Genomic DNA, 24,993 nt, shown 5'->3' on the forward strand with positions numbered 1-24,993 from the left:
CGCCGCGATCCGGCAGGGCACGGCGGCGGACGGCCGGCGCGCCGCGGCCGGGCGCCGGTGGGCCTGCCGCCCGTCCCCACCCGTGCCGGGACGGGCGGCATTCGGCCGCCCGATGACGGATGTCAGTGCGCCCCGATACATTGAAGATCTGCTGGGCAGTGCGGTCAACGGCCGTACGGGGTAGGGAAGTCGGGAAGGGCCGCAGAGCAGCTGCGGTGCGGCGAGGGGGCTTGTAGTGGCGGACGACATCGGTTCGGCCTTCGATTTCACGCCGGGGGCGCAGGTGCCGCTCTCGGGTGCCGCGGGCGAGACGGCGGCGACGCACGCCCTGGCGTCGGCGGCGTACCGCGACAGCGATGTCGACGAGATACTCAAAGCGAACAACGAATGGCACAAGTCCGAGGTGAAGAAGGGCAAGTTGTCGCTCTTCAAGCCTGACCTCGGTGAGGCCTTCGCACGCGCGGTGCAGGTGCGGATGCTCGGCGGCGCCCGCAAGCCGCTGATCCAGTCCTTCGGCATCGAGCCGCAGTCCGTGGTCGAGCACTGTCTGGCGGCCACCCGCATCCGCAAGGAGCGGGACACCCGGCTCACCGCGGTGACCGTGCTGTTCGGGGTCCTGTTCCTGCCCGGCATGCTGCTGTGGCTGCTGGTCTTCCAGCTCAAGAAGAGCCTGGGCGAAGGCAAGGACAAGAAGAAGACCGCGTTCGGTACGGCCCTCCTGGTCGCCGCCTGCGCGGTGGCCGTGATCTTCCTGGTCAAGCTGCCGTTCACGGGCTTCCTCAGCCTCTATCTGCGGGCGATGGTGATCGCCCCGGTGATCGGCTGGCTGCTCGCCAAGCAGATCTGCGAGCGTACGGCCAAGGACCTGCGCGGCCGCTGGGAGAGTCTGCTCTCCGGTGGCGGCATCGGCGCCAAGATCCCCGAGGCGGTGCCGGGTTCGCCCGGCGAGACGGCGGCGGAGCGGCTGCGCCAGGGCCTGGCCCGGCTCACCGCCGAGCAGCAGTCCAACTCCGTGTTCTACGCCGGGCCCAAGGGCATCCTCGGCATGGGAACCCGTTGGGGCAGCTGGCAGTTGGCGGAGGAACTGGTCCCGCGCGCGGGGTCCTCGGAGATCCACCCGTTCCGCAGCTGGGACGTGGTGCGGGCGATCCACGACCAGCTGCGCATGCTGGAGCGCGGCCCGCTGCACACCGGCGGTTTCCCGACCCCGTCGATACGCCACTGGATCGTCTCCCCGGTCGCCGAGGGCGCCACGGAGGTGGCGCGCCCCTCCGGCACGGACGTGGAGGCCTTCCAGGTCAAGCCGCACGAGATACAGCGGATCTGCAACGAGCAGCAGTTCGGCAGCGGCGACCGGCACTATCTCGGTGTCCAGTTCCGGCTCTGGGACGGCCAGTTGGTGATCACGATGCTGATCACGGTCACCGTGCTGCACGAGACGCTGCGCATCGAGGTCACGGGTCACGCGCTCGGCCCGGTGCACTCCCTGTTCACGACGAAGCCGAAGGCGAAGACCAAGGAGGTCTCCAAGACCGTCAAGTTCTGGGAGACGCGGGAGGTGAAGCTGCCGCTGATAGAGGCCGATGACGTGGTGCGGCTCGCGGCCCGCGCGCCGTTCACCTGGTTCCCGCCGATCCTGGACTTCCTCGGCGGCAAGCTGGCCCTGCCGGAGCCGTTCGGCCTGCGGCACGCCTGGGCCGACAAGCCGTGGCGGCACCGCTTCATGGCGGACGACGCCCTGCGCGCGGCCACGCCGGTGCTGCGGGTGGTGCACGCCTCGGCGATGCGGGTCCTGGAGGAGAACGGCGTGGACACGGAGCGCTTCGGCACCCGCTCGCTGTTCCTCAGCAACCTGGTCCAGGACGCGGCCCCGACGAAGGCGGACGTCTACGACGCGTAGGGCCCGTAGCACGAGCCCACCCGTCAGGTACGAAGTGGGGGCTCGCGCCACCCGGAAACAGCCACCGGAACAAGCCACCGGAACAAGCCGGAAAAGCCGCCGGAAAAAGCCCCGGAAATGCATCGTGGTGCTCACGTAGGCGAGGACGTGAGCACCACGGAGGCAGGCAGCAGCCGGAGGGTCAGACGCGAGGCCAGGCGTCGGCGAGCATCTTGCGGGTGTCGCCCAGGAGTTGGGGCAGCACCTTGGTGTGGCCGACGACCGGCATGAAGTTCGTGTCGCCGCCCCAGCGGGGCACGATGTGCTGGTGCAGATGCGCGGCGATCCCGGCGCCGGCGACGGTGCCCTGGTTCATGCCGATGTTGAAGCCGTGCGCGCCGGAGGCGGTGCGCAGCGCGACCATCGCCTGCTTGGTGAACTCACCCAGCTCGACGGTCTCGGCGGAGGACAGCTCGGTGTAGTCCGCGACGTGCCGGTAGGGCACGACCATCAGGTGTCCGCCGTTGTACGGGTACAGGTTGAGCACCGCGAACACGTGGTTACCGCGTGCGACGATCAGGCCGTCCTCGTCGGACATCTCGGGGATCGAGCAGAACGGACAGCCGTCCCCGGCCCCCGGGCCGGTCGGCTTGTTCTCGCCCTGGATGTACGCCATCCGGTGGGGCGTCCACAGGCGCTGGAACGCGTCCTGCGTCCCCACTCCGTTCTGCTGCTCCGGGTCACTCGTCATGGTGTGCAGCATATGGCGTGGCCAGGGCCCGATGCGTCGCCGGGTTCGGGGAGCGGCAAAGCCCGAGGCCCCGGAGCGCTGCTGCCGCGCTCCAGGGCCTCGTACACAGGTCGCCTGGGACAGGCCGCCCGGCACAGGCCGCCCGGCACAGGCCGCCCGGCACAGGTCACCTGCGGGGCGTCAGACCTGCGCCCGCTCCTCGACGACCTTCGCGATCTTCGCGATGGCCTCGGCGACGGGGATGCCGTTCTCCTGCGAGCCGTCGCGGTAGCGGAAGGAGACGGCGCCGGCGGCCATGTCCTCGTCGCCCGCGATGACCATGAACGGCACCTTGGACTTCTGGGCGTTGCGGATCTTCTTCTGCATCCGGTCCGAGGACGAGTCCACCTCGACCCGAAGCCCCTGCTTCTTCGCCTGGGCGGCGAACTCCTGCAGGTACTCGACGTGCGCGTCCCCGATCGGGATGCCCGTCGCCTGGACCGGCGCGAGCCACGCCGGGAAGGCGCCCGCGTAGTGCTCAAGGAGCACGGCGAAGAAGCGCTCGATGGAGCCGAAGAGCGCGCGGTGGATCATGACCGGGCGCTGCTTGGTGCCGTCCGGGCCGGTGTACTCCAGGTTGAAGCGCTCCGGCAGGTTGAAGTCGAGCTGCACGGTCGACATCTGCCAGGTCCGGCCGATCGCGTCCTTGGCCTGGACGGAGATCTTCGGGCCGTAGAACGCGGCGCCGCCCGGGTCCGGGACCAACGGCAGGCCCTGCTTCTCGGCGACCTGGGCAAGGACCTCGGTGGCCTCGTCCCAGGCCTCGTCCGAGCCGACGTACTTCTCCGGGTCCTTGGTGGACAGCTCCAGGTAGAAGTCGTTCAGGCCGTAGTCGCGGAGCAGGCCGAGGACGAAAGTGAGCGTCTTGTCGAGCTCGTCCGCCATCTGCTCGCGGGTGCAGTAGATGTGCGCGTCGTCCTGCGTGAAGCCGCGGGCGCGGGTCAGGCCGTGCACGACACCGGACTTCTCGTACCGGTAGACCGTCCCGAACTCGAAGAGGCGCAGCGGCAGTTCACGGTACGAACGCCCGCGCGCGTCGAAGATCAGGTTGTGCATCGGGCAGTTCATGGGCTTGAGGTAGTAGTCCACGCCCTCGTCGAGCTGCATGGGCGGGTACATGCCGTCGGCGTACCAGTCCAGGTGGCCCGAGGTCTCGAAGAGCTTCCCCTTGGTGGCGTGCGGGGTGTAGACGAACTCGTACCCCTCCTCCTCGTGCCGGCGGCGCGAGTAGTCCTCCATCACGCGGCGGACGATGCCGCCCTTGGGGTGGAAGACCGCGAGGCCGGAGCCGATCTGCTCGGGGATCGAGAACAGGTCCAGCTCGTTGCCGAGGCGGCGGTGGTCGCGCTTCTCGGCCTCGGCGAGGAACTCCAGGTGCGCCTTCAGCTCGTCCTTGGACGGCCAGGCGGTGCCGTAGATGCGCTGCAGCATCGGGTTCTTCTCGCTGCCGCGCCAGTACGCAGCGGCGTTCCGCATCAGCTTGAACGCGGGGATGTTGCGGGTGGTCGGCAGGTGCGGGCCGCGGCAGAGGTCCTTCCAGCACAGCTCGCCGGACTTCGGGTCGAGGTTGTCGTAGATGGTCAGCTCGCCGCCGCCCACCTCGACGTCCGCGCCGTCGTCGTGCGAGGCGGAGCCCTTGATGCCGATGAGTTCCAGCTTGTACGGCTCGCCGGCGAGCTCCTCGCGGGCGTCGTCGTCGGAGACGACGCGGCGGGAGAACCGCTGGCCGCGCTTCTGGATCTCCTGCATCTTCTTCTCGATGCGCTTGAGGTCCTCGGGCGTGAAGGGCTCGGCGACGTCGAAGTCGTAGTAGAAGCCGTCCTTGACCGGCGGGCCGATGCCCAGCTTGGCCTCGGGGAAGAGCTCCTGCACGGCCTGCGCCATCACGTGCGCGGTGGAGTGCCGCAGGATGCCCAGGCCGTCCTCGGAGGAGATCTCGACGGGCTCGACCTCCTCGCCGTCCTGCACGGCGTACGCCAGGTCCTTCAGCTCGCCGCCCACGCGCGCGGCGACGACGGTGCGCTCACCGGGGAAGAGATCGGCGGCCGTAGTGCCCGTCGTCACCACGCGCTCTTCCCGCTCGGAATCGCGTTGGATGATCACACGGACGTCTGACACCGGTCTCTCCTGCCTGAAGGTGGATGCGCCGCGAACTTGTTGCGGCAGCGCAAGAGGAATCGTACCGAGCCGACGGAGCCGTTCGCGAAACGGATACGGGGTGGCCTTCCGTGACACGACCCGCGCCGTCGGCTCGGGCACCGTCAATCGCCCTTTGGGCTAGGGCCTGTCCGGCGGATCTCCGCGGGTCCACGACGCCTGGCACGCACTCTCGCCGCACGCCCGAATCACCCAAGTACGTCCAGTACGAGGGCGATCCGGGCGCACGCCGAGAGCACGCACCAGACGCCGCGGCCTATTCCGCGAAGATCCGCCGGACAGGCCCTAGTCCTCAAGCGCCGGACAGGCTGGATTTTCGCCCCCGCTCGCCTCAGTCCCCCAGCAGCGACTTCAGCATCCGGTCCCGCTCCGCCTCGTCCACCTGGACGGGCACCACCTCCGAGGTGTCGGTCAGCCTGCGGAAGCCGCCGCGGCTCTCCAGCCTGCCCCGCACCCGCACCGGCAGGCCGACCAGATGGGCGTGGCCCGCGATCCGGTACGCCTCCTCGTCGAGGGTCATCCGGACATGCGGGACGTCCGCGCCCGTGATCACCCGCAGCCGTACGGTGCCGCTCCCCCGCGGTCCGGCCCGGCGCAGCCGTACGACGGTCCCGGTGATCCGGACCGGCACGGAGGGCTCGGCCCGGCGGTAGCGGGCGGAGGCCTCACGCAGCACCGGCAGGTCGCCGGGCGAGAACTCGACGGGCTCGGGCCGGGCCGCGCACCCCTCGGGCACCCCGGCGGCGGGCGCCCACGCGAGGTCGACGCAGGCCCCTTCCGTACCGCGTACGAGCGTCACCAGGGCCTCGGTCAGCTCGTGGCTGACGCCTGCCTCGACGGCGGTGTCGAAGGCCTCCATGCCGCCCGTGGCGCGGCGGTAGTCGACGGCCTCGCGGGCCGCCGACAGCGCGTGGTGCAGCCGCACCGCCAGGGCCCGGCCGGTTGCGGCGGGCACGAACGCGGTGAGACGCCGGCCGCCGTGCGCGGGCCCCACCAGGACGCTCGTGAGCGAGGCGGCGGCGGCCCTGCGGTGCCGTGCCCCGTAGTACCCGGCCCGGTCGCGCACGGCGAGGGCGCCGGCGAGCAGCACCTGCCGTACGGAGTTCCGCAGCTGCTCCTCCACACCCCAGGCGGCGGTGCCGGCCGGACCCGGCGGTACGTCCCGGGTCCAGGTCAGCTCGTCGCTGGGCACCGCGAGGCCGACGAGCACCGCGCGTGCGGACGGGGCGGCGCTGCGGGCGAGGGCGAGCAGGGCCTCGCCCAGCAGGTCGTCGCTGTCGGGGAAGGCCCGGCTCTCGGGGACCAGGAGGCTGGTGCCACAGGTGCCGTCGGGCGGGGTCCAGCGGGCGTACCGGCCGGTCGCTCCGCCGCGCCGCCGCCAGCCGTGCCGGTCGAGGAGGGCGCCGAGGACGCCGGGGTCCACGCGCGCGGCGTCCGGGTCCGGCATGGCGCCGCGTACCAAGCGTGGGGGTTCGTCGATCGGGCGGTGCATCAGGGTCTCCCTCCCGTCCCGACGCGCGTCATGATCTCGCAGAGGGCCCGGTCGTCGAAGATCCGCGAGGTCGGGATCCGCACCGTGGTCCGGTGCCGCCCCCGCACGGGGTGCCCGGCCAGGTTGGTCCAGTAGCAGCAGTGCCTGAGGTCGAGCCGGTCGTGCCCGGCGCGCAGCCAGTCGTCGCGGGAGCGCGGCACGATCATCACGACCAGGATCTTGTGCACCGAGACCGGGGTGCGGGCCAGCTTCTCCAGGTGCGGGTTGTCGAGCGTGAAGGAGAAGAACGGGCCGGAAGGGCTCGGGGCCAGCTGGTAGGTGCACTTGAGCTGCACCTTGATGGTGACTTCGTCGTCGACCGTGTGCCCGGGGGCGCTGTGGCTGACGTGCCAGTCGATGCCGTTGTCCGGAAAGGGCTGCGAGAGCGAACACCCCGCCGCTGCCGCCACGGCGTGCAGATAGCCCACCTGCAGGGTCTCCATGCAGGCGGTGGTGGCGAGCGTGCCGCGCAGCGGTGCGATCCGCTCGGGCAGCAGCCCACCCTGTTCGGGCTGCGCGAGCGCCATGGCGAACAGGCCTTCCGGTACGGGGATTTGTCGAGAGGCATCGGGGCGCGTACGCCGCGTACGCCGGAGCGGAGTGCGCGTCACACACCCCCGGACCGTCCAACTCACCGGCCCGTCACCTGTGTTGTCACCGCTGCGCGTATCGGGCAAACAGCCCGGGTATCACGAGTTCGGGCAGGCAAGGCGGGGCGCGCGAACCCGAGGCGCCACCGGTGACGAGCGGACGGCGGGCGGGCCGGGCCGGGGAACTGCCCTGCGGACCCAGGGAGTTGCATCGCCATGACGTGTTGGTACGAGGGACCACTTGCCGCATTCGACACCGAGACCACGGGCGTGGACGTGGAGAACGACCGCATCGTGTCGGCCGCGATCGTCGTCCAGGACACCCCGGGAGGCCGGGCACGGGCGACCCGCTGGCTGGTCGACCCGGGCGTTCCGATACCCGAAGAGGCCACCGGGATACACGGCCTGACGGAGGACCATCTGCACCGCAACGGCCGCTGGCCCGCGCCGGTGATGGAGGAGCTGGGCCGGGAGCTGGCCGATCTGACCGCGGCGGGGCGGCCGTTGGTGGTGATGAACGCGCCGTTCGACCTGACGCTCCTGGACCGCGAACTGCGCCGCCACCGCGCGTCGTCGCTCTCGCACTACCTGGGGAGCCGCCCGCTGTGCGTCCTCGACCCGCGGGTCCTGGACAAGCACCTGGACCGCTACCGCAAGGGCCGCCGCACCCTGACCGACCTCTGCGCCCAGTACGAGGTGGAGCTGGCGGACGCCCACGACGCGGCGGCCGACGCGCTCGCCTCCCTGGAGGTGGTACGCGCGGTGGGGCGCCGTTTCGCGGCCCGGCTCGAACGCCTTTCGGCGGCCGAGCTGCACGCCCTGCAGGCGGTGTGGCACGCGGCCCAGGCGCGCGGCCTGCAGGCGTGGTTCACGCGCAACGGCACCCCGGAGGCGGTCGATCCGGCGTGGCCGCTGCGCCCGGAACTCCCGGCCGCGGCCTGAGAGTCGTACGACAGCGAGATGGCCGACGCGCACAACGGGATGGCCGGCGCGCACAAAAAGACCGGCGTGCACAAAAAGACCGGCCCGTCAGCGACGGACCGGTCTTTCCCGGTGGGCGATACTGGGTTCGAACCAGTGACCTCTTCGGTGTGAACGAAGCGCTCTCCCACTGAGCTAATCGCCCGGGAACGCACTGAACCATACAGGTCCGGGCGCCCCTCCTCCAAACCGTATCCGGAGCCCGGCACTCCCCTCCCCGGGCGCCCGCCGTCAGGTCGTACCGAGATGCCCGATCAGTCCGCGCCGCCCCGAGCGCATCATCAACGCGTGGTTGAGCAGGAACACCGGCCGCCCCGGCACGGCGAACTTCCGCATCAGCGGCCGTCGTACGTCGACCTCCTGCTCGTACAGCACGCGCGTGCCGCCCCCGGCCGGGGTGAGCGTCCAGCGGGCCCAGCCGTCCAGGTCGCCGCTCATGCCGACCTCCAGGACTCCGGCGGCGGGGTCGTGGCGCCGCTCGTGGAGGGTGACGTTCAGGTCGTACGGCAGCGCGGAGCGGAAGCGGGCGCGGCCGCTGCGCTCGTCGACCTGGACGACCTCGCGGACCTGCCGCCACCACAGCGGGTACTCCTCGGCGTTCTCCAGCACGGCGAAGACCGCCTCGGCGCGCGCGGGCACGTTCCAGACGCTGCGGAAGCGGTAGTGGCACCAGTCCATGCCCCGAGTCTGCGGGACGGCGGGCGGGTACTCAGCCGGAACTGAGTACCCGCACCCATGTCGGCCGTCGTGACGCGGACCACACTGCAGCCATGAGCACCTTTCCGCCACCGGCCGAAGAGCTGCGCATCCTGGACCACGAGCTGGGCCAACTGGAGGCGCGCCGCACCCAGTTGCTGACCCGCCGGGCCTGGCTCGTCTCGGTCCTGGCACAGCAGCAGCCGGCCCGGCCTCCGTTGCCGGCCCGGCCTCCCGCACCGGCCGGGCCGCCCACCGCGCCCCCGCCGCCGGGAACCGCACCCCGTCCGGCGGCGGCCGCGCCGCAGGCCTGGGGGCCGCGCCCGCACGCCGAGTCGTCGCCGCCGAGCGTCCAGAACGTCCTGTTGGTACTCGGCGGCCTCCTGCTGACCGTCGCCGCGCTGGCGTTCACCCTGGTCAGCTGGGGAAGCATGGGCATCGGCGGGCGCTCGGTCGTGCTCGGCGCGGTCACCCTGGCCGCGCTCGGCGTGCCGGTCCTGCTGCAGCGCCGCGGGCTCGCCGCGACGGCCGAGGCGGTCGCTGCGCTCGGCCTGGTCCTGACGGTCCTCGACGCGTACGCGCTGCACCGCGTCGCCGTGCCGGACGCGGACGGCGCCGCCTACACGGCGGTCGCCTCGGCCGTGCTCGCCGCCGTCTGGACCGGGTACGGACTGCTCCTGCCGAAGCTGCACGCGCCGCTGCCGGCCGCCGTCGTCGCGGCTCAACTCCCGTTGTTCTTCGGCGCGATCGCGGCCGAGGCGGACGCCCACGCGCTGACGGTCGCGCTGCTCGCCACCGTCGCCGCGGACACGGCCCTCGCCCTGCTGGTCAAGCGGATGCCGGTCCGCTGCACGGCCGGCGGGGCCGCCGCGCTCCTCGGCGTGAGCGCCCTGGCGACGGCGACCACGCTGACCTGGACCGCATCCGACCCCGCCGAGGCCGCGCGGGCGGGCGTGCTGCTGCTGTTCGCCGCCGCGATCGCCCTGGGCGCGGCCCTGCGCACCCCGCACGCCCGCCTGTCCACCGCCTGCGCCGCGGTCGCCGGTCTCGCGACGGTCCTCGCGGCCGGCGGCTTCCTGCGCACGGCCGTCCCCGAGGAGTGGACGGCCTTGGCCCATCTCGCCTGCGGCATCGCCCTGTTGACCGCCGTACGCAGCAAGCTTCCGCAGGCCGTACGGCGCGGCCTGGCCGGCGCCGCGGCCGCGCCGCTGGCCGTCGCCCTGCTGTGGGCCGTGCCGGCCGCCCTCCTCTCCGTCGCGGGCCTTGCGACCTGGACGGAGCGGACGTGGACGGGCACGCCGGCCCGCGTCTACCCGGACGGCCCGACGGCCGACGGCGCGGCGGTCCCGGTGACGCTGCTGGCGCTCGCCGCCACCGCCTGGGCCGCGCACCGCCTGACCCGGGCCGACGACGCCCGGCGCGCCTGGAGCACCACGGCCGCCTGCGCCGCCCCGGCCCTGCTCTGGTCCGCGCTCAGCACGCTGCCGCTGGCCCTCGGACTCCCGTACGCGGCCGCCCTCGGCACGCACACCGTCCTCGCCGTGGCGTCCCTGGCCGCGGCCACGGCACTGGCCCGCGCCGCGCGCCCGCGCCTCGCGTGGGTCCTCCTCGCCTGCGGTCTCGCGTCGGCGGCGGGTGCGGCGCTGCTGTCCCTCGCCACGGAGCCGGCGACGTTCGCGGTGCTCGGGGTGGTGCTGGCCGGCTGTGCCGCGGCCGCGGTGCTGCACGCGGACGACACCCGCCGGTCGGTCCTCGCCTGCGTCGCGACGCTCTGGGCCACGGGCCTGTCCGTCGCCGCTCCGGCCGCGCTCGGCCTGCCGCCGCACCGCGTCGCCCTCGCGGTCCTCGTCGTGCCCGTCGCGACCGCGCTGCTCGCGGCCCGCCTGCGCGCGCTCCACGTCGCCGTACCGCTGGAGATCTCGGGCGCCGGTGCCGCGGGCCTCGCCGTCGTCCTGTCCGGCCGGCACACCCCGAGCCTGGCCCTGACCCTCGCCCTGGCCGGCGTGATCGCCGCGGCGACGGCCCTGCGCCCGGACCGCCGCCCGGTGTCGTACGCCGCCGGGGCCCTGTTCGCCGCGGCGTGCTGGGTGCGCCTGGCCGCCTGGGACGTCACGGCTCCGGAGCCGTACACGCTGCCGGTCACGGTCCCGGCCCTCGCCCTCGGCTTCCTGCGCCGCCGCCGCGCCCCGGAGGCGTCCTCGTGGACCGCGTACGGGCCGGGCCTGGCCGCCACGCTGCTGCCGAGCCTCATCGCCGCCTGGTCCGACCCGCACTGGCTGCGCCCGCTGCTCCTCGGCCTCGCCGCTCTGACGCTCACCCTGCTCGGCGCCCACCACCGGCTGCAGGCCCCGCTGGTCCTCGGCGGCACGGTGCTCGCCCTGGTCGCGGCGCACGAGCTCGCGCCGTACGTCGTCCAGGTGGTCGGGGCGCTTCCCCGCTGGCTGCCGCCGGCCCTGGCCGGACTGCTGCTCCTCGCCGTCGGCGCCACGTACGAACAGCGGCTGCGCGACGCCCGGCGGCTGCGGGACGTCCTGGGGCGCATGCACTGACGGGCCGCCGCCGGAGGCGGGAACGACGAAGGTCCGTGAGACGAGATGTCTCACGGACCTTCGGCCGGGTGGGCGATACTGGGTTCGAACCAGTGACCTCTTCGGTGTGAACGAAGCGCTCTCCCACTGAGCTAATCGCCCGGGCGCACGGAGAACATTACCGCACTTCAGACGGGCCTTGGACCACGCCTGCGAGCAGCAGCCCCACGCGTCGGCGGCTCCTCGGCCACTCGCCCGGTCACGCGTCGATCTTCCAGGGCATGACGATGCCGAACTCCCAGACGTAGATCCCGAGCAGGACGCCGACGATCACCAGGCCGATGGACGTCAGGATGATGTTCCGCCGCCGCACCTTGGGGTCGAGCGCCCGCTGCGCCGCCTCCGTCACCTTGCGCTTCGTCCAGCGCAGGACCAGCTGCGCCCAGACGAACTCCGTCGCCCAGATGGCCATGCCGCAGAAGATCACGACCCAGCCGGGCCCCGGCAACGGCAGCATGATGATGCCCGCGACCACCACGGCCAGGCCCACGATGAACACGCCGACCTGCCAGCTGATGTGCAGCGCCCGGCGCCTCTTGATGAAATGCGGCGCCTTGGACCCGAGCCCCTGCTCTTCCTGTTCGCCCTGCTCGCCCTGTCCGGCGGGCGGCGCGGCGGCCGGCTCCACCTCGTGGCGCTCGTCACTCCCCGTATTCATACCGCCAGACACTACCGGACGGAAACGCATCACCGGAATGGACGTATGAACGAACGGCCCGACGGCTGTACGAGCTACCGAAAGCCGCTCAAATCCCTCAGAGGGGTTTACAACGGCACCGTAGGTGGCATGTCGATTTCGCCGACGTGCGAATCCCCGAGCGCACACTGAGCGAAAGGCCCTGGCGCTTATGAACACCACGGTCAGCTGCGAGCTGCACCTGCGCCTCGTTGTGTCGAGCGAGTCCTCACTCCCTGTACCCGCAGGACTGCGGTATGACACGGCCGATCCCTACGCCGTGCACGCCACCTTCCACACCGGAGCCGAAGAGACGGTCGAGTGGGTGTTCGCCCGCGACCTTCTCGCGGAGGGCCTGCACCGGCCCACGGGCACCGGCGACGTCCGTGTCTGGCCGTCCCGCAGTCACGGCCAGGGCGTCGTCTGCATCGCCCTGAGCTCCCCGGAGGGCGAGGCTCTGCTTGAGGCCCCGGCGCGGGCCCTGGAGTCCTTCCTGAAGCGGACGGACGCCGCGGTGCCACCCGGCACCGAACACCGCCACTTCGACCTCGACACGGAGCTCTCCCACATCCTCGCCGAGAGCTGACGAGGTTCCACGAGGCCCTACGAGGTCCTACGAGGCCCTGCGAGGCCCTACAAGGAAAGCAGCCCGCAGCCGTCCGACTCGGGGAGACGGCGCGGGCCCGGACAACCGAATACGGCAGTTCCCGGCGCCGTCGCCGTGGGTTCGCCCACTGCGACGGCGCTGAGTTGTTCGAGTCGAGCCAGTAGCATCGGCCAGCATCAGCGGGCGGGCGCCCGACCCCAAGGCCAGGGAGCGATTCGTGCTGATCACCCACGACTCCCGGTGTGCACTCGACGCGGTGTGCGCACTGGTGAACTCCGCGCCGGAGGACGACACCCCCGACGGACTCGCGGACGTCGCGGCCCTCGACGCGTTCGTACGGACCCACGCCATCAGCGACGTCGGACGGCTGACCGAGGACGATCTGGCGGCGGTCCGGGGCGTGCGCGGCCGGTTCGCCGAGGTGTTCGCCGCGGCCGACCCGCGCGCGGCCGCCAGGACCATCAACGACCTGGTCGCCGCGGCCGGCACCACCCCGAGGCTCACCGACCACGACGGCTACGACTGGCACGTGCACTACTTCGCGCCCGGCGCTTCCGTCGCCGACCACCTCGCCGCCGACGGCGGGATGGCGCTGGCCTTCTTCATCGTCGCCGGGGAGCAGGAGCGGCTGCGCCGCTGCGAGGCGCCGGACTGCCAGCACGCCTTCGTCGACCTGTCCCGCAACCGGTCCCGGCGCTACTGCGACAGCCGGACCTGCGGCAACCGTCTGCACGTGGCCGCGTACCGGGCCCGGCGCAAGGAGGCCGCGGCGGGCTGACCGGCCACGGGCGGCGGCGGGGATGCACGGACGGGATGCACAAGGAAGGCATTCACAAGAAGTAGAGGTCGTGCATCGCCGCCGCCAGGAGCAGACAGCCGATCACCCCGAGGAAGATCATCAGGGGCGGCTGGGAGAGCGCGAAGAGGCAGCCTCGCGGCTCGGACGTGGGTGCGGGGGCCTGGCCCCGGGGTGTTTCCTGCATCTCGCGGCGATGATGGCGCAGGGCTCCGCGAGGGCGGGCTCAACACGCCCGGCACGGGCGGGAGTTCGCCGGATCACGTGGTCTTTTCCCGGCGGCTCTCAGATGCCGTGCTTCTTCAGAATCGCTTCGATGTCCGAGAAGTCGTCCGCGGGTGCGGCCTCGGGCTGCTTCTCCTTGCGCTTGGGTGCGGGCGCCGTCGTCGTACGGCCCGCGCCGAGGGAGGCCGCGGAGGCCTGCGGGGCGACGGCGTCCTGCTGCGTGGTGCGCGCGGCTCTGCGCCGCTCCACGGTGCGGGTCGTCATGAACAGCGCCCAGGCGAGCCCGAGCAGTCCGAGGCCGATCCAGGTGCTCGGCTTGAAGACCAGGCCGGAGACCCACTCGACGGCCCCGGTCAGGACCAGGCCGATGGGGACGAGCGAGTACGCCGCGATGCGGGTCGCGGTCAGGAATCGCTTGCGGTACGCGGTGATCGCGGCGATGCCCAGGCCTGCCGCGGAGACGGCGGAGCAGATGGTCTCGGCAAGCATCCGGTCCTCCAGCGGGGCCTCGGGGTCACGTCCTCCCTCCATCGTGCACCGGCAAGGGTCCCCGGGGCCACGATCCGGCCGGACCTCAGGGAGATCTCCGGGTCCGTCTCCTCCGAAGGTCGGGGTCAGGTGGGGGTCAGGTCCGGGTCAGGTCCGGGCCAGGTCCGGGTTGGGGGCCTTGCGGCACTCCTGTGAGACTGTCCCCATGAGCGACTCCTCTCCCCTCGAAACTCCCCTCGAAAACCCCCTCGACACGGCCGTCGAACCCGCCGCCCGCCCCGTCCTCGACGTCTGGTGCGAGCTCCAGTGCCCCGACTGCCGCACCGCCCTCGACGACGTCCGCGCCCTGCGCGCCCGCTACGGAGACCGGCTGGAACTGCGCCTTCGGCACTTCCCGCTGGAGAAGCACAAGCACGCCTTCGCCGCCGCCCAGGCCGCCGAGGAGGCCACGGAGCAGGGCCAGGCCTGGCCGTACGTGGAGGCGGTGCTGGCCCGCGTCGACGAGTTCGACCGCAAGGGCGAGGCGCTGCTTCTGGACGTGGCCCGCGAAATCGGCCTGGACGCCGAGGAGTTGGACACCGCGCTGATCGACGGCCGGCACATCCTGATCGTCGACGCCGACCAGGCCGAGGGCAAGGCGATCGGCGTCACCGGCACCCCGACGTACGTCATCGGCGGCGAACGGCTCGACGGCGGCAAGAGCCAGGAGGGGCTGCGGGAGCGGATCGAGGGGATCGTCGACCGCCTGCTCGCCGACTGAAGCCGAGGCGCCAGAGCAGCGGCGTCAGAGCAGAGGTTTGTAGAGGTAGTACGAGAGCGGCTGGTAGCCCAGCGACTCGTACAGGCGCAGGGCCGGGGTGTTGCCCGCGAAGACGTTCAGGCCGATGGTGCCCGCGCCCCCGTCGGCCGCCTCGCGCTCGGCGAGGAGCATCAGGGAGCGGCCGTGCCCGTGCCCGCGGTGCCGCTCGTCCACCTCGACGTCGAAGACGAACGCGCCGTCGTCCTGCAGCGCCAGCCACAGCGTGCCGACGTCCGTGCCCTCGTGCGCGAGCACGCGCAGGAGCATGCCGGGCGTGGCCGGGCCGTCCGGCAGGAGGCGGGCGTGGTCGTGGTCCGACTTGGCGCGGGCCTGGTCCTCGGGGACGCCGCGCTCGATCCAGGTCTGCGCGTAGGAGGCCTTGGCGTCGGCCAGCCAGGGCACGTACTCGGCGTCGGACATCGGCCGTGCCACGGTGCCCGGCGGGAGCGCGGGCGGGCCGGAGGCGGGGAGCGGCTTGGCCATGCGGCGGTTGCGCTCCACGTACCCGAGGGCCGTGGCGAGGCCGAGGGCCGCCGGGGCGGCCGACGGGACCGCCGCCTCGACGCGGGTGCAGCCCCAGCCGCGCAGCACCTCCTCGGCGGCGAGCGCGGCGACCGTGCCGCGCCCGCGGCGGCGGTCCGGCTCGTCGATCGCGAGGTGGCGGACGTGACCCACGGTGGGGCCGAAGACGGGGTGCGTGGCGAGTTCGACGGTGCCCACGGGGCGGCTGTTCACGCACACTTGGTAGGTGCGTGAACGCACTCCGTCCGTATCGCGCTGGATCGGCCCGGTCGGCCGCAGGGTGGTGGTCATCACGGGGTTTCTACCCGCTGCCGGGCTCTTCGTCATCCGAATTCGGACGAGCCGGGGACGCTCACGGGTCCAGGTCGGCGCCCGCCCGCTCGTCGAAGATCCGCATGGCCTTGGCGGTCACCGGGCCCTGGGCTCCCGGGAGTTGACGGTGGTCGACACGGTGGACGGCCTGGACGTCGCGGAGCGTGGACGTCAGGAACACCTCGTCGGCGCGGTCGAGGACGTCGAGCGGCAGGTCGGTCTCGCGGGCGCCGGTCCACTCGACGGCCAGGGCGCGGGTGATCCCGGCGAGGCAGCCGGAGGCGACCGGAGGGGTGTGGATCTCGCCGTCGAGCACGACGAAGACGTTGGATCCGGTGCCCTCGCAGAGCTGCCCCACGGTGTTCGCGAACAGCGCCTCGCCGGCGCCATCTTCGTGCGCCCGCGCCAGGGCGACCACGTTCTCCGCGTACGAGGTGGTCTTCAGGCCGGTGAGCGCGCCGCGTTCGTTGCGGGTCCAGGGCACGGTGACCACCGCGGTGCTGTCCGGGCGGCGGACGGTCTCGCCGACCGCGACGACCAGGGTCTGGCCCTCGTCGCCCCGGTCGGAGCCGAGCGGGGCGAGGCCGCCGGTGTACGTGATGCGGAGTCGGCCGAGCGGCATCGGGTTGGCCGCGAGCACGGCGGCGCAGGCGCGGCGCACCTCGTCGAGGTCGGGCTCGGGCAGGCCGAGTCCGCGGGCGGAGCGGGCGAGGCGGTCGAGGTGGCGGGTGAGCGCGAAGGCCTGCCCGTCCATGGCCTTGAGGGTCTCGAACACCCCGTCGCCCACGGTCATGCCGTGGTCGAGGACCGACACCCGCGCAGTGTCGAGCTCCTGCAGCTCGCCGTTGAGCCAGATCTTCACGTGAGGCTTCCTCCCAGTGCGTCGTACGTTCCCGACGCTACCGCGAGCAGTCGCGCCGCCTTGAGCTCGGTCTCCCGCCACTCGCGCTCGGGGTCGGAGCCCCAGGTGATGCCGGCGCCGGTGCCGAAGCGGAGCACGCCGTCGGCGCGGTCGGCCCAGAAGGTGCGGATGCCGACGGCCAGTTCGCCGGTGCCGCGGTCGGCGTCGACCCAGCCGATGCCGCCGCAGTACGGGCCGCGGGGCGCGGTCTCCAGGGCGTCGATGATCCGCAGTGCGCTGGACTTGGGGGCGCCGGTGACGGAGCCGGGCGGGAAGGTCGCGGCCAGCAGCTCCGGCCAGCCGGCGCCTTCGGCGATCTCGCCGCGGACCGTGGAGACCAGGTGGACGAGGCCGGGGTGCTTCTCGACGACGCAGAGTTCGGGCACGGTCACGGAGCCGGTGCGGCAGACGCGGCCCAGGTCGTTGCGGACCAGGTCGACGATCATCACGTTCTCGGCGTGGTCCTTGTCGAGCAGGTCGGCCTCGGTCTTCCCGGTGCCCTTGATCGGCCCGGACTCGACGATGTTGCCGTGCCTGCGCAGGAAGAGTTCGGGCGAGGCGGTGGCGATCTCCACGCCGTGCCCGGGTATTCGGATCGTGCCCGCGTACGGGGCGGGGTTGCCGCGGGCGAGCAGGGCGGTGAGGGCGTCCACGTCGGCGTCCGGCGGAAGTGGCGCGGAGAGCACGCGGCAGAGGTTGGCCTGGTAGACCTCGCCGGCCGCGATGTGTTCGCGGATGCGGCGGACGCCCGCCGTGTACGCGGCGCGGTCGAGCGATGTCGTCCAGTCGCCGGCGGCCGGACCGTGCCAGCGGCCGGGTACGGGCAGGGGCACGGGTTCCTCGCGTACGCGGCCGAAGCGGGCACACACGAGGCGGCCTTCGAAGTCCGCGGTCACGGCCCAGAAGCCGGCGGAGTCGAGAGCCGTGGGGTCGCCGGTGACATCGCGCAGGTCGGTGGCCACCAGGCTGCCGAAACGTGCCATCGGGGAGAACGTCGACGAGGGGTTGTGCACGGCGCAGAGTCTATGGCGGCGTGCCCCGGACCGCCCCGGCGCAGGTGGCAGCGCAGCACGCTGCGGAAACGCATTTTTGTACCTGGCCCGGAATCCGCTAGAGTTCAACACGTCGCCGGGACGCGCCAAGCGCCCCGGAGAACAAGCGGACGTAGCTCAGTTGGTAGAGCGCAACCTTGCCAAGGTTGAGGTCGCCAGTTCGAACCTGGTCGTCCGCTCAGGATGTGGGGGATCTTCCCGAGCTCCCACGCTCCTGGTGGAGTGGCCGAGAGGCGAGGCAACGGCCTGCAAAGCCGTCTACACGGGTTCAAATCCCGTCTCCACCTCCAAGGACGATTAGCTCAGCGGGAGAGCGCTTCCCTGACACGGAAGAGGTCACTGGTTCAATCCCAGTATCGTCCACTGCCCAAGCACTCCGGTACACTGCACGGGCTCCGCGCGATTAGCTCAGCGGGAGAGCGCTTCCCTGACACGGAAGAGGTCACTGGTTCAATCCCAGTATCGCGCACGCAACACCCACGACCTGCGGGTTCGTGGTCCCGAGGACGATTAGCTCAGCGGGAGAGCGCTTCCCTGACACGGAAGAGGTCACTGGTTCAATCCCAGTATCGTCCACGCGTATTTGAAGCCCCCGACCTGCGGTCGGGGGCTTCGTCGTGCTGGTACTTCGTGCTGGTACTTCGTGCTGGTACGCCGATGCGACGGAGCGGTGGGTCCGGGCGTTGTGCCCGGACCCACCCGAGCGTCAGGACGAGAACAGCATCCGGCCGAAGCTCTGGTGCCGGTAGTGGCCGTGGTGGCCGTGGCCCGGCTGCGGGGCGCCCCAGGCCGGCGGCTGCGCGGCGGGGTAGGCCTGCGGGGCGGGCGCGGGAGCCGGGGCGGCCGGGGGTGCGGCGGGCGGCGCCTGCTGGGCCCACTGCGACTCCAGGCGGGTCAGGGCCTCCAGCTCGCCGTAGTCGAGGAAGATCCCCCGGCAGCCGTTGCACTGCTCGATCTGGACGCCGTTGCGGTTGTACGTCTGCATGGGTGCGCGGCACTTGGGACACTGCATCGTCGGCTCAACTCCTCGCCGGTCGGGACTGCTTCACCGGGGCCGGTGCCCGGTTGCCTTGGTGGGAACCCTACTTGGCGGCCCCGGCGGGCAACTCCGGCGGGACGGCGGCCATCCGGTCGCAGGCGTCCAGGAGGGCCAGCTCCGCCTCGTCGAGCTCGCGGCGGGCGGCGGTCGCCTTGGCCACGGCGAGGGCGGCGGTCTGGACGGTGAGAGCGCGCGCGGGGACGTCCAGCACGGGCCAGGGGTCGGCGTCGGACGGGACGGCCGGGCCGTGCGCTGCCCCGTAGGCGCCGATGAAACGCAGCCAGTCGTCCGGGGCGAGCAGCCCTGCCGCGTACCAGGCGGCCGGGCGGGCCAGGTCCCAGGCCGGGTTGCCGAGGCCCAGGTCGTCGACGTCTATCAGGTGCCAGGGGCCGTGCGGGGCCGGGTGCCGGACGAGCTGGCCGAGGTGCAGGTCGCCGTGGCACAGGTGCGGCGGACCGGGCGGGGCGGACTCGGCGCGGGCCCAGGGCGGCAGGGCCGACCAGGCGCCCTCGACGACGGCGGCGACGGCCTCGGGCGGTCGGGTGCGGCGCATCCGGTCCACGGCCAGGGCGGCCTTGTGCGGTCCGCGCATCTCGGGCAGGGGGCCGGGCAGCGCCTCGACCGGGGTGGCGTGCAGTCGGGCCAGGAGGGCGCCGGCCGCCTCCCAGGGCGCGTCCTGCGGGGCCTCCGGGTCGACGGGGGTGCCGTGCGGCCAGCACGTGACGGGGCGCCCGTCGAGTTCGGCGGCCGGGAGGTCCAGCGGGGCGAGCAGCACTGAGGCCAGGGCGGGGTGCGCGGCGACGGCCAGGCGGGCGGCGAGCCCTTCGCGGTCGGCGTCCGGGGCGTGGGCCTTGGCGACGGTGCCGCCGTGGCGTACGACGGTGCCGTCGGCGCGGTCGGCGAGGACCGCGGGGCGGGCGGGGCAGGCGCACTCCGCGTACGGGCCGTGGGCCGCCGCCCTGGCCGTGGCGGTCAGCTCCCGTATGACGGAAGTGGTCACGGATCCCCCTGTGTGGTGCGCCTGGTCGGCGCGCGGTCGAGCGTGCACGCCGGGCTGCGAGCCTACGCCGCCCTACGGGCCGGTCGTCCAGGTCCCCGGGCAGGTCCTCGGACAAGTCCCCGGGCAGGCCCCCGGGCAGGTTCCCGGGCAAGTCCCCGGGCAGGTAAATGCCCGCGCAGCTCCCCAGCTGCGCGGGCATTCGGTGCCGTCCGCCGCACCCCCGTCCCCACGGGGTTTCCTGGCCTGATGTCCCCGCCCGGACCGCTCTTCCGGGCCTGGGGTGCCGCTCAGCGCCCCAGCATCGCGCCCACGGACGACGCTTGTACGACCACCGCTTCCCAGCCGCCGAAGGCGACTACGAGCAGGGCCGCCAGGGGAAGCACCATGGCCGCCGCCACCAAGGGGTGGCGGGTGCCGGACCGGCGGCCGCCGAACGCGGCGTACGCCCTGCGTCCCTGCGTGCGGACGACTGTCCGCGCTGCCGTGTCCGCCATGGTCCCTCTCCTGTCGTCTCTGGCAGCGGCGGGTGCTTGACCTCGGGGGACGAGTGCTGCACCCGCCGCTTGACCTCAAATCTAGGGGCGGGCGCGGGCCCGGGCGTCATGCCCTCGTACCGATTGCCGGGCCTCCCGCAGGATGACTCCGGGCGGTGTTTCGTACTCCCCTGGGTGGAGATGGTGCCCCTGGGACCCAGGGTCTTCCCCGAGGGGCGGCCTCCCGGTTCGGTTCTCAGCCGGTCGTCTCGGAGGTGTCCTCGCGCGGGACGGGGTGTTCGACGAGGGCCAGGACGCGGGCCGCCATGAAGCGGGCCGTGCGCACGGCGGTGCCGTTGCGCGTGACTTCGCTCACTTCCACCACTCCCCTGCGGACACTGGTCTCCACCCGGCGCCCGGCCCGGCTCGCCACCACCTCGTACGTCCGTGTCGTGTCGCCGGCGTCGACCACTATCTCGACTCGGTCACCCTTCATGGCGTCAATCCCCCTTGTGCGACGGTGCGTTGATGCCCGCCGGGCGCGCGTGGGCGCCGGCGGCCAACTCTCCTGACCACGCTCCGAGTTTCCCATCCGGCACTGACAATCGGCCGGGCCGTGAAGGCGCGGCCTCTGAGCGCGCGCGGGCGCGGAAACGTAAGCTGTGGCACGTCAATTGGTCAGGGCAACGGGCGACGAGGCGGCAGGGATTCGGATGGCGATGATGCGGCTCCGGCGCGAGGATCCGCGTGTCGTCGGCTCGTTCCGGCTGCACCGGCGGCTCGGCGCGGGCGGCATGGGCGTCGTCTACCTCGGCTCCGACCGGCGCGGGCAGCGGGTCGCCCTGAAGGTCATCCGGCCCGATCTGGCCGAGGACCAGGAGTTCCGCTCGCGGTTCGCGCGTGAGGTGTCCGCCGCGCGCCGGATCAGAGGCGGCTGTACGGCCCGGCTGGTCGCCGCGGACCTGGAGGCGGACCGGCCGTGGTTCGCGACCCAGTACGTCCCCGGGCCCTCGCTGCACGACAAGGTGGCCGAGGACGGGCCGTTGACCGCCGCCGAGGTGGCCGCCGTGGGCTCCGCGCTCTCGGAGGGCCTGGTCGCGGTGCACGAGGCGGGCGTCGTCCACCGGGACCTCAAGCCGTCCAACATCCTGCTGTCCCCGAAAGGCCCACGGATCATCGACTTCGGCATCGCGTGGGCGACGGGCGCCTCGACGCTCACGCACGTCGGTACGGCCGTCGGCTCGCCCGGCTTCCTCGCGCCCGAGCAGGTGCGCGGGGCGGCGGTGACCCCGGCGACGGACGTGTTCTCGCTCGGCGCGACGCTCGCGTACGCGGCGATGGGTGACTCGCCGTTCGGGCACGGGAGTTCCGAGGTGATGCTGTACCGCGTGGTGCACGAGGAGGCGCAGCTCGTCGGGGTGCCGGACGCGCTGGCTCCGCTGGTGCGGGCGTGTCTGGCGAAGGACCCGGAGGAACGGCCGAGCACGCTGCAACTGTCGCTGCGGCTCAAGGAGATCGCGGCCCGCGAGGCGCAGGGGCTCGGTGCGGTGGACGCCCGTCCGGCCGCGCCGCGGCGCACCGCCGACCGTCCGGGCGAGCGGCCCACGGAGCGTTCCTCGGGCCGGCTCGCCGAGCCGCGCCCGGACCGCGCCGCCGACCACGCCGCGCAGCGCACCCGGCGGGCGCCCACCACTCCCCCGCCGTCCCGGACGAACGGCACGGGCCGGCGCACGTCGCCCTCTCGCACGGGCGCGCGTTCCGGCAGCAGGCCCGCGCCACGCAGCAACGGCGGGCGTACGGCCCCACCGCGCGCGACGGGTACCGGGCGCCGCGGCCCCGCCAACCCGCGGCTGCTGCGGCAGCGGCTGATCGTGTTCGTGGTCGTGACGCTGCTGGTCGCCCTGGGCATCGCGGCGGCACAGGGCTGCCAAGGGCCCGCGCAGGGGTTGCCGCGGATCTCCCTGCAGGACGGGCCGGGCGTACGGGACGGCGTCGCGCAGCGGGTGGAGCCCGGAGCCGCCCCGGCGGAGCGTGCCGCGGCCGTGGACTCCGGACGCTAGCCCGTCCTCCTGACCTTCGCGGGACGCTGGTCCGTCACGAACGGGCCGTCTTCGACCGGGACTTCGGTCACCTGCAGCTGCGAGAAGAGCAGCGTGATCCGGTGGGCGTCGGTCTCGATGCACACCTCGTGGAAGTCGATCCCCAGCGCCTGCGACCAGCGGCGCGCGGCCTCCGGCTCGGGAAGCAGGCGCGCACCGGGGTACAGGCTGTGGCAGTTCACGCCCCAGACGTATCCGTCGAGGTCAGCGGCGCTTTCGTGGTCGGTGAGGCGGTCGTCCGGGGAGACGGCCCAGGTCTCAGGTGTCACCGTCGAGTTGCAGTGGACCTCGACGCAGTAGCGGAACAGGTAGCGCAGGTAGGCCGGTTCGATGCCGGTTGCGGGGGTCGGCGGTGGCGTGGACGACGACCTCGTAGTCGCGCAGGTAGGTGGTGTAGCCGTGGTGCACGACGGCATGGTCGAAGGTGTCGTCGAGCAGCCGCTCCAGGACTGCGGTGTCCACGCTGCGCTCCCCTCCCCAGGGGCCTCAGTTCTCGGGTCGGCCCGTCGTCACCGCGTAGAACGCGACCGCCGCCGCCGCGCCGACGTTGAGGGAGTCGACGTCGTGGGCCATCGGGATGCGGACCCATTCGTCGGCCGCGATCAGGGCCTGCCGGGAGAGGCCGTCGCCCTCCGCGCCGAGCATCAGGGCCACCCGGTCCAGGCGGTGCGGAGCCAGGTCGTCGAGGGTCGAGGCCTTCTCGTCCGGGGTGAGGGCGAGCAGTTTGAAGCCCGCCTCGCGGACCTGCTCCAGGCTCTTCGGCCAGGCGTCGAGGCGTGCGTACGGGACGGAGAAGACCGCGCCCATGGACACCTTGACGGAGCGGCGGTACAGCGGGTCGGCGCAGTCCGGGGAGAGCAGGACCGCGTCGATGCCGAGGGCGGCGGCGCTGCGGAAGATCGCGCCGATGTTGGTGTGGTCGTTGACCGCCTCCATGACGGCCACCCGCCGGGTGCCGGCGAGGAGTTCGGCGGCGGTCGGCAGCGGCTTGCGCTGCATCGAGGCGAGGGCGCCGCGGTGCACGTGGTAGCCGGTGACGCGCTCGGCGAGGTCCGGGCTGACCGCGTACACGGGCGCCGGGACCTCGTCGATGACGTCGCGCATCACATCGACCCACTTGGACGAGAGCAGCATGGAGCGCATCTCGTAACCGGCGTGCCGGGCGCGCCTGATGACCTTCTCGCCCTCGGCGATGAACAGGCCCTCGACGGGTTCGCGCCGGCGGCGCAGCTCCACGTCGGTCAGGCCGATGTAGTCGCTCAGGCGCGGGTCGTCGGGGTCGTCGACGGTGATGAGATCAGCCACAGGGTGATACTGCCTTGTCCAAGGGGTGGTGCCAACGGCTCGGGAGAAGAGAGTTACCCGAGGTTACACATCGGGCGTGTGCGGCGCCGCGAGGTGCGCTCCGACGCCGACGACCTCGCCGATCACGATGACCGCGGGCGGCCGCACGTCCTCGGCCCTGACCGTCTCGCCGACCGTGGCCAGGGTGGCGTCGACGCGGCGCTGGGTCGCGGTCGTGCCCTCCTGGACGAGGGCGACGGGGGTCTCGGGGGCACGGCCGTGCGCGACCAGGGCCTCGGCGATCTTGCCGATCTTGTCGACGCCCATGAGGACGACGAGGGTGCCGCGCAGCCGGGCGAGCGCCGCCCAGTCGACGAGGGAGCGCTCGTCGTCGGGCGCCACATGCCCGCTGACCACGGTGAACTCGTGCGCGACGCCGCGGTGCGTGACCGGGATGCCCGCCGCGCCCGGCACGCTGATGGAGCTGGAGATGCCGGGCACGACCGTGCAGGCGATGCCCACCTCGGCGAGCGCCTGCGCCTCCTCCATGCCCCGCCCGAAGACGAACGGGTCGCCGCCCTTCAGACGTACGACGGACTTGCCGGCCTTGGCGTGCTCGATCAGCGCGTTGTTGATCGCCTCCTGCGCCATGAACCGGCCGTACGGGATCTTCGCCGCGTCGATCACCTCGACGTGCGGCGGGAGTTCGCTCAGCAGGTCGCGCGGGCCGAGCCGGTCGGCGATGACCACGTCGGCCTGGGCGAGGAGGCGGCGGCCGCGGACCGTGATCAGGTCCGGGTCGCCGGGGCCGCCGCCGACGAGGGCGACGCTCGCGGCCTGCGGGCGGTGGTGCGGGGCGACGAGCGTGCCGTCGCGCAGGCCCTCGACGACCGTGTCGCGGACGGCGGCGGTGCGGCGCGGGTCCGGGGAGTCGCCGAGCACGGCGACGGTGACGCCGTCGGAGTGGCCGGTTGCCGGGGTCCAGGCGGTCGCCGCGGCGGCGTCGTCGGAGCGTACGCACCAGACGCGGTTCGCCTCGCCCTCGGCGGAGGCGGCCTCGTTGGCGGCGTGGTCGCTGGTCGCGATGAGCGCGTACCAGGTGTCGGCGAGGTCGCCGGGCGCGTAGGGGCGGCGATGCCAAGTGATCTCGCCAGTGTCGGCCATCGCCTCGACCGAGGGGGTCGCGGAGGGCGACACGAGGTGGACGTCGGCGCCCGCAGCGATCAGGGCCGGGAGGCGGCGCTGGGCGACCTGACCGCCGCCGAGTACGACCACGCGGCGGCCGGAGAGGCGGAGTCCTACGGGGTAGGCGGGGTGTGCAGGCATGTGCTGTGCGGCTCCTCAGGCGGAGGGCGTGCGCCGCTGCGGCGGTGGAGCGGCACGGGTCTGACGTGGGGACACGGGTCTGACGTGGGGATTCGTGGTGCGGGTACAGGGTACGGCGTGCGGCGGCGGGGAGGTTTGCGGTCCTCCCCGCCGCTGTCCGGGACGCCGCCCGGGCGAGCCC

24 protein-coding genes, 7 tRNA genes and 1 pseudogene are annotated in these 24,993 nt (G+C 72.8%); 12 read left to right on the top strand and 20 right to left on the bottom strand.

Annotation, left to right across the window (positions count from 1 at the left end; all coding sequences use genetic code 11):
• Positions 1-235 precede the first annotated feature (235 nt).
• A complete protein-coding gene (locus tag QIS99_RS11260) occupies positions 236-1,900 on the top strand; it encodes a hypothetical protein (RefSeq protein WP_282513005.1) in 1,665 nt (554 codons plus the stop codon).
• A gap of 181 nt (positions 1,901-2,081) precedes the next feature.
• Here the strand turns inward: QIS99_RS11260 and QIS99_RS11265 are convergent, their stop codons facing one another.
• From QIS99_RS11265 to QIS99_RS11280, 4 genes are all read right to left on the bottom strand, one after another.
• The gene (locus QIS99_RS11265; protein ID WP_282513007.1) at positions 2,082-2,642 is read right to left on the bottom strand and encodes an HIT family protein; all 561 of its coding nucleotides are present in this window, start codon (positions 2,640-2,642) and stop codon (positions 2,082-2,084) included.
• 168 nt (positions 2,643-2,810) lie between these two features.
• Positions 2,811-4,787, bottom strand: coding sequence for a threonine--tRNA ligase (gene thrS, locus QIS99_RS11270; protein ID WP_282513009.1), 1,977 nt, complete (start codon positions 4,785-4,787; stop codon positions 2,811-2,813).
• Positions 4,788-5,157: 370 nt separating this feature from the next.
• Positions 5,158-6,321 (bottom strand): hypothetical protein, encoded by a 1,164-nt coding sequence (locus tag QIS99_RS11275; protein ID WP_408909532.1) that lies wholly within the window; start codon positions 6,319-6,321, stop codon positions 5,158-5,160.
• Positions 6,318-6,884 (bottom strand): DUF4365 domain-containing protein, encoded by a 567-nt coding sequence (locus tag QIS99_RS11280; protein ID WP_282513013.1) that lies wholly within the window; start codon positions 6,882-6,884, stop codon positions 6,318-6,320. Before QIS99_RS11280 ends, QIS99_RS11275 begins: the two co-directional genes overlap by 4 nt.
• Before the next feature lie 279 nt (positions 6,885-7,163).
• Here QIS99_RS11280 and QIS99_RS11285 point away from each other — a divergent pair, with 279 nt between their 5' ends.
• Entirely contained in the window at positions 7,164-7,889 is a 726-nt protein-coding gene (locus QIS99_RS11285; protein WP_282513015.1) for a 3'-5' exonuclease, read from the top strand.
• 112 nt (positions 7,890-8,001) lie between these two features.
• Here the strand turns inward: QIS99_RS11285 and QIS99_RS11290 are convergent.
• Positions 8,002-8,073, bottom strand: a tRNA-Val gene (locus tag QIS99_RS11290).
• An 86-nt stretch (positions 8,074-8,159) separates the two neighbouring features.
• The gene (locus tag QIS99_RS11295) at positions 8,160-8,606 is read right to left on the bottom strand and encodes an SRPBCC family protein (protein WP_282513017.1); all 447 of its coding nucleotides are present in this window, start codon (positions 8,604-8,606) and stop codon (positions 8,160-8,162) included.
• A gap of 92 nt (positions 8,607-8,698) precedes the next feature.
• On the opposite strand from QIS99_RS11295, the gene QIS99_RS11300 reads away from it, so the two are divergent.
• Positions 8,699-11,173: an SCO7613 C-terminal domain-containing membrane protein gene (locus tag QIS99_RS11300; protein ID WP_282513019.1), complete on the top strand. Its 2,475-nt coding sequence runs from the start codon at positions 8,699-8,701 to the stop codon at positions 11,171-11,173.
• Between the two features lie 69 nt (positions 11,174-11,242).
• Here the strand turns inward: QIS99_RS11300 and QIS99_RS11305 are convergent.
• Together QIS99_RS11305 and QIS99_RS11310 are read right to left on the bottom strand one after the other, a co-directional pair.
• A tRNA-Val gene (locus tag QIS99_RS11305) sits at positions 11,243-11,314 on the bottom strand.
• Positions 11,315-11,411: 97 nt separating this feature from the next.
• Entirely contained in the window at positions 11,412-11,870 is a 459-nt protein-coding gene (locus QIS99_RS11310; RefSeq protein WP_282513021.1) for a TIGR02611 family protein, read from the bottom strand.
• A gap of 190 nt (positions 11,871-12,060) precedes the next feature.
• Between QIS99_RS11310 and QIS99_RS11315 the strand changes: the two genes are divergently transcribed.
• A complete protein-coding gene (locus QIS99_RS11315) occupies positions 12,061-12,474 on the top strand; it encodes an SsgA family sporulation/cell division regulator (RefSeq protein WP_003959770.1) in 414 nt (137 codons plus the stop codon).
• A 238-nt stretch (positions 12,475-12,712) separates the two neighbouring features.
• Positions 12,713-13,273 carry a CGNR zinc finger domain-containing protein gene (locus tag QIS99_RS11320; protein WP_282513025.1) on the top strand — a complete coding sequence of 187 codons (561 nt, stop codon included), beginning with the start codon at positions 12,713-12,715 and terminating at the stop codon, positions 13,271-13,273.
• 52 nt (positions 13,274-13,325) lie between these two features.
• Here QIS99_RS11320 and QIS99_RS11325 read toward each other — a convergent pair whose 3' ends face one another.
• Complete coding sequence (locus tag QIS99_RS11325; RefSeq protein WP_282513026.1) at positions 13,326-13,478, bottom strand: hypothetical protein; 153 nt, start codon at positions 13,476-13,478, stop codon at positions 13,326-13,328.
• 98 nt (positions 13,479-13,576) lie between these two features.
• Positions 13,577-14,005: a hypothetical protein gene (locus tag QIS99_RS11330; RefSeq protein ID WP_282513180.1), complete on the bottom strand. Its 429-nt coding sequence runs from the start codon at positions 14,003-14,005 to the stop codon at positions 13,577-13,579.
• 205 nt (positions 14,006-14,210) lie between these two features.
• Between QIS99_RS11330 and QIS99_RS11335 the strand changes: the two genes are divergently transcribed.
• Entirely contained in the window at positions 14,211-14,765 is a 555-nt protein-coding gene (locus QIS99_RS11335; RefSeq protein WP_282513027.1) for a DsbA family protein, read from the top strand.
• A 24-nt stretch (positions 14,766-14,789) separates the two neighbouring features.
• Here the strand turns inward: QIS99_RS11335 and QIS99_RS11340 are convergent, their stop codons facing one another.
• From QIS99_RS11340 to QIS99_RS11350, 3 genes are all read right to left on the bottom strand, one after another.
• Positions 14,790-15,617, bottom strand: a complete 828-nt coding sequence (locus QIS99_RS11340) for a GNAT family N-acetyltransferase (protein WP_282513028.1) — start codon at positions 15,615-15,617, stop codon at positions 14,790-14,792.
• Between the two features lie 61 nt (positions 15,618-15,678).
• Positions 15,679-16,500, bottom strand: coding sequence for an aminotransferase class IV (locus QIS99_RS11345; protein ID WP_282513029.1), 822 nt, complete (start codon positions 16,498-16,500; stop codon positions 15,679-15,681).
• Complete coding sequence (locus tag QIS99_RS11350) at positions 16,497-17,522, bottom strand: chorismate-binding protein (protein WP_282513181.1); 1,026 nt, start codon at positions 17,520-17,522, stop codon at positions 16,497-16,499. The genes QIS99_RS11345 and QIS99_RS11350 overlap by 4 nt, the downstream gene beginning before the upstream one ends.
• A 175-nt stretch (positions 17,523-17,697) precedes the next feature.
• Between QIS99_RS11350 and QIS99_RS11355 the strand changes: the two genes are divergently transcribed.
• The 5 genes from QIS99_RS11355 to QIS99_RS11375 all read left to right on the top strand — a co-directional run bounded on the left by QIS99_RS11355 (position 17,698) and on the right by QIS99_RS11375 (position 18,167).
• A tRNA-Gly gene (locus QIS99_RS11355) sits at positions 17,698-17,770 on the top strand.
• A 37-nt stretch (positions 17,771-17,807) separates the two neighbouring features.
• Positions 17,808-17,881 (top strand) — tRNA-Cys (locus tag QIS99_RS11360).
• Between the two features lies 1 nt (position 17,882).
• Positions 17,883-17,954, top strand: a tRNA-Val gene (locus QIS99_RS11365).
• Between the two features lie 34 nt (positions 17,955-17,988).
• Positions 17,989-18,060 (top strand) — tRNA-Val (locus tag QIS99_RS11370).
• A 35-nt stretch (positions 18,061-18,095) separates the two neighbouring features.
• Positions 18,096-18,167, top strand: a tRNA-Val gene (locus tag QIS99_RS11375).
• A 130-nt stretch (positions 18,168-18,297) separates the two neighbouring features.
• Here the strand turns inward: QIS99_RS11375 and QIS99_RS11380 are convergent.
• From QIS99_RS11380 to QIS99_RS11395, 4 genes are all read right to left on the bottom strand, one after another.
• A complete protein-coding gene (locus tag QIS99_RS11380; protein ID WP_282513030.1) occupies positions 18,298-18,603 on the bottom strand; it encodes a TFIIB-type zinc ribbon-containing protein in 306 nt (101 codons plus the stop codon).
• A 70-nt stretch (positions 18,604-18,673) separates the two neighbouring features.
• Positions 18,674-19,630 (bottom strand): phosphotransferase family protein, encoded by a 957-nt coding sequence (locus QIS99_RS11385; RefSeq protein ID WP_282513032.1) that lies wholly within the window; start codon positions 19,628-19,630, stop codon positions 18,674-18,676.
• 287 nt (positions 19,631-19,917) lie between these two features.
• Complete coding sequence (locus QIS99_RS11390; RefSeq protein WP_282513034.1) at positions 19,918-20,124, bottom strand: hypothetical protein; 207 nt, start codon at positions 20,122-20,124, stop codon at positions 19,918-19,920.
• A gap of 235 nt (positions 20,125-20,359) precedes the next feature.
• Positions 20,360-20,599 (bottom strand): hypothetical protein, encoded by a 240-nt coding sequence (locus QIS99_RS11395; RefSeq protein WP_282513036.1) that lies wholly within the window; start codon positions 20,597-20,599, stop codon positions 20,360-20,362.
• 217 nt (positions 20,600-20,816) lie between these two features.
• Here QIS99_RS11395 and QIS99_RS11400 point away from each other — a divergent pair, with 217 nt between their 5' ends.
• Positions 20,817-22,163 (top strand): serine/threonine-protein kinase, encoded by a 1,347-nt coding sequence (locus QIS99_RS11400; RefSeq protein WP_282513038.1) that lies wholly within the window; start codon positions 20,817-20,819, stop codon positions 22,161-22,163.
• On the opposite strand, the pseudogene QIS99_RS32420 reads toward QIS99_RS11400, so the two are convergent.
• The 3 genes and pseudogenes from QIS99_RS32420 to cobA all read right to left on the bottom strand — a co-directional run bounded on the left by QIS99_RS32420 (position 22,160) and on the right by cobA (position 24,812).
• Positions 22,160-22,664, bottom strand: a pseudogene (locus QIS99_RS32420) (YxiG-like protein). The gene QIS99_RS11400 and the pseudogene QIS99_RS32420 overlap by 4 nt on opposite strands.
• Before the next feature lie 24 nt (positions 22,665-22,688).
• The gene (locus tag QIS99_RS11415; protein ID WP_282513044.1) at positions 22,689-23,507 is read right to left on the bottom strand and encodes a TrmH family RNA methyltransferase; all 819 of its coding nucleotides are present in this window, start codon (positions 23,505-23,507) and stop codon (positions 22,689-22,691) included.
• A gap of 63 nt (positions 23,508-23,570) precedes the next feature.
• Entirely contained in the window at positions 23,571-24,812 is a 1,242-nt protein-coding gene (gene cobA, locus QIS99_RS11420) for a uroporphyrinogen-III C-methyltransferase (RefSeq protein WP_282513046.1), read from the bottom strand.
• Positions 24,813-24,993 lie beyond the last annotated feature (181 nt).

The organism is Streptomyces solicavernae, from assembly GCF_029968095.1.
Classification (GTDB): Bacteria; Actinomycetota; Actinomycetes; order Streptomycetales; family Streptomycetaceae; genus Streptomyces; species Streptomyces solicavernae.

Excerpts from the sequence above, each read along its gene's own strand:
- QIS99_RS11265 (WP_282513007.1), bottom strand. The coding sequence starts at position 2,642 with ATGCTGCACACCATGACGAGTGACCCGGAGCAGCAGAACGGAGTGGGG.
- QIS99_RS11280 (WP_282513013.1), bottom strand. The coding sequence starts at position 6,884 with ATGGCGCTCGCGCAGCCCGAACAGGGTGGGCTGCTGCCCGAGCGGATC.
- QIS99_RS11285 (WP_282513015.1), top strand. The coding sequence starts at position 7,164 with ATGACGTGTTGGTACGAGGGACCACTTGCCGCATTCGACACCGAGACC.
- QIS99_RS11295 (WP_282513017.1), bottom strand. The coding sequence starts at position 8,606 with ATGGACTGGTGCCACTACCGCTTCCGCAGCGTCTGGAACGTGCCCGCG.
- QIS99_RS11300 (WP_282513019.1), top strand. The coding sequence starts at position 8,699 with ATGAGCACCTTTCCGCCACCGGCCGAAGAGCTGCGCATCCTGGACCAC.
- QIS99_RS11310 (WP_282513021.1), bottom strand. The coding sequence starts at position 11,870 with ATGAATACGGGGAGTGACGAGCGCCACGAGGTGGAGCCGGCCGCCGCG.
- QIS99_RS11315 (WP_003959770.1), top strand. The coding sequence starts at position 12,061 with ATGAACACCACGGTCAGCTGCGAGCTGCACCTGCGCCTCGTTGTGTCG.
- QIS99_RS11325 (WP_282513026.1), bottom strand. The coding sequence starts at position 13,478 with ATGCAGGAAACACCCCGGGGCCAGGCCCCCGCACCCACGTCCGAGCCG.
- QIS99_RS11330 (WP_282513180.1), bottom strand. The coding sequence starts at position 14,005 with ATGCTTGCCGAGACCATCTGCTCCGCCGTCTCCGCGGCAGGCCTGGGC.
- QIS99_RS11335 (WP_282513027.1), top strand. The coding sequence starts at position 14,211 with ATGAGCGACTCCTCTCCCCTCGAAACTCCCCTCGAAAACCCCCTCGAC.
- QIS99_RS11340 (WP_282513028.1), bottom strand. The coding sequence starts at position 15,617 with ATGACCACCACCCTGCGGCCGACCGGGCCGATCCAGCGCGATACGGAC.
- QIS99_RS11350 (WP_282513181.1), bottom strand. The coding sequence starts at position 17,522 with ATGGCACGTTTCGGCAGCCTGGTGGCCACCGACCTGCGCGATGTCACC.
- QIS99_RS11380 (WP_282513030.1), bottom strand. The coding sequence starts at position 18,603 with ATGCAGTGTCCCAAGTGCCGCGCACCCATGCAGACGTACAACCGCAAC.
- QIS99_RS11390 (WP_282513034.1), bottom strand. The coding sequence starts at position 20,124 with ATGGCGGACACGGCAGCGCGGACAGTCGTCCGCACGCAGGGACGCAGG.
- QIS99_RS11395 (WP_282513036.1), bottom strand. The coding sequence starts at position 20,599 with ATGAAGGGTGACCGAGTCGAGATAGTGGTCGACGCCGGCGACACGACA.
- QIS99_RS11400 (WP_282513038.1), top strand. The coding sequence starts at position 20,817 with ATGGCGATGATGCGGCTCCGGCGCGAGGATCCGCGTGTCGTCGGCTCG.
- cobA (WP_282513046.1), bottom strand. The coding sequence starts at position 24,812 with ATGCCTGCACACCCCGCCTACCCCGTAGGACTCCGCCTCTCCGGCCGC.